Raw genomic sequence first — 6377 nt, forward strand, 5'->3', positions numbered from 1 at the left:
ATCTCGTGCCCATTCGCCGGTTTTCCGTCACCGGCCTTTGGAGAATTAGGATGCGTAGTCTGGTTTTGGTGCTGGCGTCACTCGCGCTGGGTGGCTGCATGACCGTCAGTGATATGGCCGAAGGCACGCGCTATCAGATGAGCGATGCCGGGCTGCTGGACCACAGCGATACTCGCCGCGTCAATTCGGTCCGCATACAGCCGGACTCCTTCGTCTTCATCGCCCAGGGCGCCTTCACCCCGCCGGGCAGTGCTTATCCACGGCCTAACGTGGTGGCCGAGGAAGCCTTCAACGGCTTTGTCGAATATTTTCCGATGGTCCGCCGCGCCCGCAAGCCGGAAGGCCTCGAGCAGGCGATGTCGGAAGCCCGCGCGGCGGGTGCGCATTACCTGCTGTACTGCCGCTTCGCCCAGGCGGATGACCGTATCGGCAACGCCGATGAATGGTCTGACCAGGAGGCGGTGGATCGCCTGGGTATCGACACCGGCACCATTCAGGTCATGTTGATTGAGACCAGCACCCAGTATTTGATTGATACTGTGCGGATTCACAGCCGTGGCGGTTTACTGACGTTCCACGACAACAAGCCTGATGACCTGATCGGCAAGCCCCTGGCGCACTACGCGCGCAGCCTGTTGGGCATGAGCGATCAGTAAGACACAAGGAGAGCAGCATGACCGATTCGGCCAAGGCCAATGAGTTGTTGGCGCAATTGCCCAAGGGCAAGGGGCCCGCGCCGGTGCATCTGTGGAACCCGGCGTTTTGCGGCGATATCGACATGCGCATCGCCCGCGACGGCACCTGGTTCTACATGGGCACGCCGATTGGCCGCAAGCCGATGGTCAAGCTGTTCTCCAATATCATTCGCCGCGATGGCGATGATTATTTCCTGATCACCCCGGTGGAAAAGGTCGGGATCAAGGTCGATGACGCGCCCTTTGTCGCCGTGACCCTGGAAGTCGAAGGGCAGGGCGAGAGCCAAGTCCTGCGCTTTACCACCAATGTCGATGAACAGGTCGAAGCCGGTATCGAACATCCGCTGCGGGTGATGATTGACCCGGAAACCCAGGAACCCTCGCCATACCTGCGGGTGCGCACCAACCTCGAAGCCCTGGTTCACCGCAATGCGTTCTACCAGCTGGTGGAGCTGGCGGTGACCCGTCCGATCAACGGTAAGAACTGGCTTGGCGTCTGGAGCGGCGGGGTATTTTTCCCCATCGGCCTGGAGCCCTGAGGCTGATTTCTCGCTCTCCCTGAAATAATTCGCTTGCTGTAGCCGGGCGCTTTCGGTTATCAATTTGTACATGATTAGACATGTCCGATTTGATAAGAAAAAACGCGTCGTCGACGAGCTGATCCGCCGTATCGAGGGTGGAGTGATGGCTGACGGTGTCCTGCTGCCGGGCGAGCACCAACTGGCCGAAGAGTTTTCTGTCAGCCGCGGCACCCTGCGTGAAGCCCTGGCCGAACTCAAGCGCCGCAGCTACATCGCCACCCAAAGCGGTGTCGGCTCCATCGTCACCTTCGACGGCATGGTGCTCGACCAGCGCAGCGGCTGGGCCCAAGCCCTGGCCGACACCGGCGCGGTGGTGACCTCCGAAATCCTGCGCCTGGAAGCGGTCACCCGCCCGGACCTGCTCAGCCGTCACGGCAGCGACCAATTCATCGCCCTCGACCGCCGCCGTCGCGCTGCCGACGGCACGTTCGTGTCCTTGGAGCGCTCGCTGATGCCGGCCTCGGGTGGCCTGGAAAGCCTGCCGCAAGTCGGCCTGATCGATAATTCCCTGACCATCACCCTGGCGGCCTATGGCTATGTCGGCGCCACCGGCAACCAATGGATCGGTGCCGAGCCTCTGAACGAAGAAGACGCCCAACTCCTGGGGCGCCCGGTGGGCACAGTGTTCCTCAAGGCCCTGCGCACCACCTACGACCGCCAGGACCGCTTCATGGAATCCGTCGAAAGCCTGCTCGACCCTCTGCATTTCCGCTTGCACCTTCAATTTGGAACACCGACATGACCGCCACCACCCGCGCCCTCGGCGCCTTCTACGGCCTGGCCTTGGGCGATGCGTTGGGCATGCCCACCCAGTCCCTGAGCCGCGAGCAGGTCAAGGCGCGTTTCGGCGCGATCACCGGCCTGGAAGATGCCGACGCCGATCAGCCGATCGCGCCGAACATGCCCAAGGGCTCGATCACCGATGACACCGAACAGGCGATCCTCGTCGGCCAGTTGCTGGTGGACGGGCAGGGCAGGATTGAACCCACCGAACTCGCCCAACGTTTGATCGACTGGGAAGCGGTGATGCGCGCCAAGGGCTCCCAGGATTTGCTGGGCCCGTCAACCAAACGGGCGATCGACATGATCCTGGCGGGCCATACCCCGGAAGAGTCCGGGCGCTACGGCACCACCAACGGCGCCGCCATGCGTATCACCCCGGTGGGCATCGCGGCGGACGTCAACGACCCGGCGCAGTTTATCCAGGCGGTGATCCAGGCGTGCCAGGTCACCCATAACACCAACCTGGGCATCTCCAGCGCGGCGGCGGTGGCGGCGGTGGTTTCCGCCGGGATCAACGGCGTCGATCTGGGCGAAGCGCTGAACATCGGCACGCAGATCGCCCAGCAGGCGGAAAACCACGGCCACTGGATTGCCGGCGGGCGCATCGCCACCCGCATCAGTTGGGCGCGCACCTTGAGTGTCGACAGCGGCGACAAGGCGCTGTTTACCGACCTGCTTTACGAATTGATCGGCACCTCCGTGGCGTCCCAGGAATCGGTGGTCGTGTCGTTTGCCCTCGCGCAGCAAGTCGCGGTGGGTGAAATGAACGCCATCGAAGCCCTGTGCATGGCCGCCAGCCTCGGCGGCGACACCGACACCATCGCCGCGATTCTCGGCGCGATGCTCGGTGCGTGCCTGGGGATGCAGTGCTGGCCTGAGGCGATGATCGAACAGGTCAAGCAGGTTAACCGCCTGGACCTGGAACCCTTGGTCCAAGGCCTGCTCGAGCTGCGCTGAGCACCGCAGATCGAAAAATGTGGGAGCTGGCTTGCCTGCGATAGCGGTCGATCAGTTGATGAATCATCGACTGACACCACGCTATCGCAGGCAAGCCAGCTCCCACATTGATCCAGTCGAGTCAGGAAGACCGGAACACAGATTCAACTTGCCAACCTGCCACAACCACAAAAAAACAGGCATCAGGAGCACCCACCATGAGTACGTCCTCTTCCGGCCAAAGCGCCGGGCAATTGGAAACACGCGGCATCGAGCCGGTCCCGGAAGGCGAGTGCAACGGCCATCCGCTGCAACTGTTCTGGGTCTGGTTTGCGGCCAACATCAGCATCCTCGGCTTGCCCCTGGGCGCGACCCTCGTAGCGTTTCGCGGCCTGGCGATCTGGCAGGCAATCATCGTGGCGATCCTCGGCGCCGCCGGCTCGTTTGCGGTGGTGGGCATCATCTCCATCGCCGGCCGTCGTGGCCGTGCACCGAGCCTGACCCTGTCCCGGGCGATCTTTGGCGTACGCGGCAATATCGGCCCGACGCTGGTGTCGCTGATGTCGCGCCTCGGCTGGGAAACCGTCAACACCACTACGGCTGCGTTCGTGCTGTTGTCGTTGTGCTCGATCCTGTTCAATTCGCCGGTTGCCGCCAAAAGCGCGCCGGTACTGACCCTGCTGTTCATCGGCATCTTCGTGCTGCTGACCCTCGCCGTGTCGGGCCTGGGCCATGCCACCTTGCTGGTGATCCAGAAGTGGGCCACCTACGTGTTCGGCGCACTGAATATCCTGGTGGGCGGTTTCCTCTGCGCCACCATCGACTGGAGCGCGGTATTCAACGCCACGCCTGCGCCGTTGAGCGCGATGATCATCGGCGTCGGTACCATGGCCGCCGGTACCGGTATCGGCTGGGCCAACGCCGGTGCCGACATGTCGCGCTACCAGCACCGCAGCGTCAAGGCCGTGCGCCTGGTGGCCTCCGCGGCATTCGGTGCGGGGATTCCGCTGGTGCTGTTGATCACCCTCGGCGGTTTGCTGTCGGTGGGCAACAACGACCTGGCGTCGGCCACTGACCCGATCATCGCGATTCGCGACATGCTGCCGACCTGGATGGCGGTGCCGTACCTGATCACCGCGTTTGGCGGGCTGTTGCTGTCGAATAACCTGTCGGTGTACTCGGCGGGCCTCACCACCTTGACTCTCGGTTTGAAGGTCAAGCGCGTGCACGCAGTGATCGTCGACATCGTCGCGATCTTCGCCGGTTCGATCTACTTCATGCTGATCGCCGACAGCTTCTACGGCCCGTTCATCACCTTCATCTCGTTGCTGGCGGTACCGATCACCGCCTGGGTCGGGATCTTTGTCGTCGACCTGATTCATCGCCACTACTACAGCCCCAAAGACCTGCTGGACGTAACGCCAAGCAGCGCCTACTGGTACCGTGGCGGAGTTGAATGGCGTGCGTTCGGCGCCTGGGCGATTGCGATCGTGCTGGGCTTCAGCTTCACCACCATCGGCACCACGGCCGAGAACATCTGGTTCGCCGGGCCGCTGTCCGATTCGTGGCTGGGCCATAACGGCCTGGGCTGGATCGTCACCTTCCTGGTGGCCGGCGGGATTTATGCGGTACTGGGTGGCGCGGCTGATCGTCGTCCGGCTTTGGTAGAGAGCGCTAATGTCTAGATTGCTGCACAGCGGCCAGGTCATCGTCGACCTGGTCATGTCCCTCGACACATTGCCCGCCACCGGCGGCGATGTATTGGCCAACTCCGCCAGCTTCGAAGCCGGCGGTGGCTTCAACGTGATGGCCGCGGCCCGACGCAATGGCTTGCCGGTGGTCTACCTGGGCCGCCATGGCACCGGCCGCTTCGGCGACCTGGCGCGCGCGGCGATGCAGGCCGAGGGCATTGAAATGGCCTTGGCCGCCAGCGACGACAAGGACACCGGCCTGTGTGTGTCCCTGACCGAAGCCACCACCGAGCGTACCTTCATTTCCCATATCGGCGCTGAGGGTGACTTGCTGGCGCAAGACCTGGCCAATGCGGTACCACGCGACGACGACTACGTGTACGTCAGCGGCTACAGCCTGCTGCTGGAAGGCAAGGCCCAGGCGTTGCTCGATTGGCTACTGGCATTGCCGCGCCAGATCACGGTGGTGTTCGATCCGGGCCCGCTGGTGAAGGCTCCGGACTCGGCCTTGATGGTCGCCCTGTTGCCGCGTATCGACATCTGGACCAGCAACGGTCCGGAAGCGCTGGCCTTTACCGGCGCGAGCGATCTGGCGGGGGCATTGCTCAAGCTCAACGAGCACTTGCCCGCCGAGACCTTGCTGGTGGTGCGCGATGGACCGAATGGCTGCTGGATCAGCCGTAATGGCCAGGCCGAGCATGTGCCGGGATTCAAGGTCAAGGCGGTGGACAGCAACGGTGCCGGCGATGCTCACGCCGGGGTGTTTATCGCCGGCCTGGCCAATGGTTTGGCGCCAGCTGTCGCGGCACGTCGCGCGAACGCGGCGGCGGCCTTGGCGGTCACGCGCTGGGGGCCGGCCACCTCACCGGGCACGGCTGAAGTGGATGCGTTGTTGAGCGAGGGCTGATTCGGCAGAATAGTCGCCATTCAGCACGGAGCAGCGTCATGACTCAGAACATCTACGACACCGAGGTTTTCTTCGAGGGCTACAGCAAAATGGGCCGCTCGGTAGAAGGCCTCGCCGGCGCGCCGGAGTGGCCGGCGTTGCAATCCATGCTGCCGCCCATGTCGGGATTGAAAGTGGTAGACCTGGGTTGCGGCTACGGCTGGTTCAGTCGCTGGGCCCGGGAGCAGGGCGCCGAGCAGGTGCTGGGGCTGGATGTCTCGCAAAAAATGCTGGCGCGGGCAAAGGAGATGACTTCGTCGTCGGCCATCACCTATGGCATCGCCGACCTGGAAAAACTCGACCTTCCGGATGCCGCTTTCGACTTGGCCTACAGCTCATTGGCGTTTCATTACATCGTCGATCTGAAAGGCCTGTTCGCGCGTATCCATCAAGCGTTGGTGCCGGGCGGGCGGTTGGTATTTTCCATCGAGCATCCGATCTTCATGGCGCCCCGGCAGCCGGGCTGGCTGATTGATGAGCAAGGGCGCAAGAGCTGGCCGGTGGACAGCTACCAGTTGCAAGGACCACGGGTGACAAACTGGCTGGCGGAGGGTGTGATCAAGCAACATCGCACCGTGGGCACGTTGCTGACGCTGTTGATCCAGGCGGGGTTTACCCTGACTCATGTCGACGAGTGGGGCCCGAGCGAAGCGGACCTGAAGGCCCGTCCGGCACTGGCAGAAGAGCTTGAGCGCCCAATGATGCTACTGGTGGCCGCCCACCGCTGATTCCGTGGCTGCAAGCC

At 63.2% G+C, this 6377-nt stretch carries 7 protein-coding genes; all 7 read left to right on the plus strand.

Going from position 1 to position 6377, the window contains the following annotated elements; all coding sequences use genetic code 11:
• Positions 1-50: 50 nt before the first annotated feature.
• The 7 genes from HX818_RS04655 to HX818_RS04685 all read left to right on the plus strand — a co-directional run bounded on the left by HX818_RS04655 (position 51) and on the right by HX818_RS04685 (position 6360).
• Positions 51-656 (plus strand): DUF4823 domain-containing protein, encoded by a 606-nt coding sequence (locus HX818_RS04655; RefSeq protein WP_063027950.1) that lies wholly within the window; start codon positions 51-53, stop codon positions 654-656.
• A gap of 17 nt (positions 657-673) precedes the next feature.
• Positions 674-1234, plus strand: coding sequence for a DUF1285 domain-containing protein (locus HX818_RS04660; protein ID WP_102604967.1), 561 nt, complete (start codon positions 674-676; stop codon positions 1232-1234).
• A gap of 70 nt (positions 1235-1304) precedes the next feature.
• Positions 1305-2018 carry a GntR family transcriptional regulator gene (locus HX818_RS04665; RefSeq protein WP_080673275.1) on the plus strand — a complete coding sequence of 238 codons (714 nt, stop codon included), beginning with the start codon at positions 1305-1307 and terminating at the stop codon, positions 2016-2018.
• Complete coding sequence (locus tag HX818_RS04670; RefSeq protein WP_004371263.1) at positions 2015-3016, plus strand: ADP-ribosylglycohydrolase family protein; 1002 nt, start codon at positions 2015-2017, stop codon at positions 3014-3016. The genes HX818_RS04665 and HX818_RS04670 overlap by 4 nt, the downstream gene beginning before the upstream one ends.
• Positions 3017-3213: 197 nt before the next feature.
• Positions 3214-4680 carry a cytosine permease gene (locus HX818_RS04675; RefSeq protein ID WP_008434943.1) on the plus strand — a complete coding sequence of 489 codons (1467 nt, stop codon included), beginning with the start codon at positions 3214-3216 and terminating at the stop codon, positions 4678-4680.
• Positions 4673-5593 (plus strand): PfkB family carbohydrate kinase, encoded by a 921-nt coding sequence (locus HX818_RS04680; protein WP_177019568.1) that lies wholly within the window; start codon positions 4673-4675, stop codon positions 5591-5593. Before HX818_RS04675 ends, HX818_RS04680 begins: the two co-directional genes overlap by 8 nt.
• Positions 5594-5631: 38 nt before the next feature.
• A complete protein-coding gene (locus tag HX818_RS04685; RefSeq protein WP_177019569.1) occupies positions 5632-6360 on the plus strand; it encodes a bifunctional 2-polyprenyl-6-hydroxyphenol methylase/3-demethylubiquinol 3-O-methyltransferase UbiG in 729 nt (242 codons plus the stop codon).
• Positions 6361-6377 lie beyond the last annotated feature (17 nt).

The sequence above is a fragment of the Pseudomonas sp. F9001 genome (assembly GCF_013385435.1).
Taxonomy (GTDB): Bacteria; Pseudomonadota; Gammaproteobacteria; order Pseudomonadales; family Pseudomonadaceae; genus Aquipseudomonas.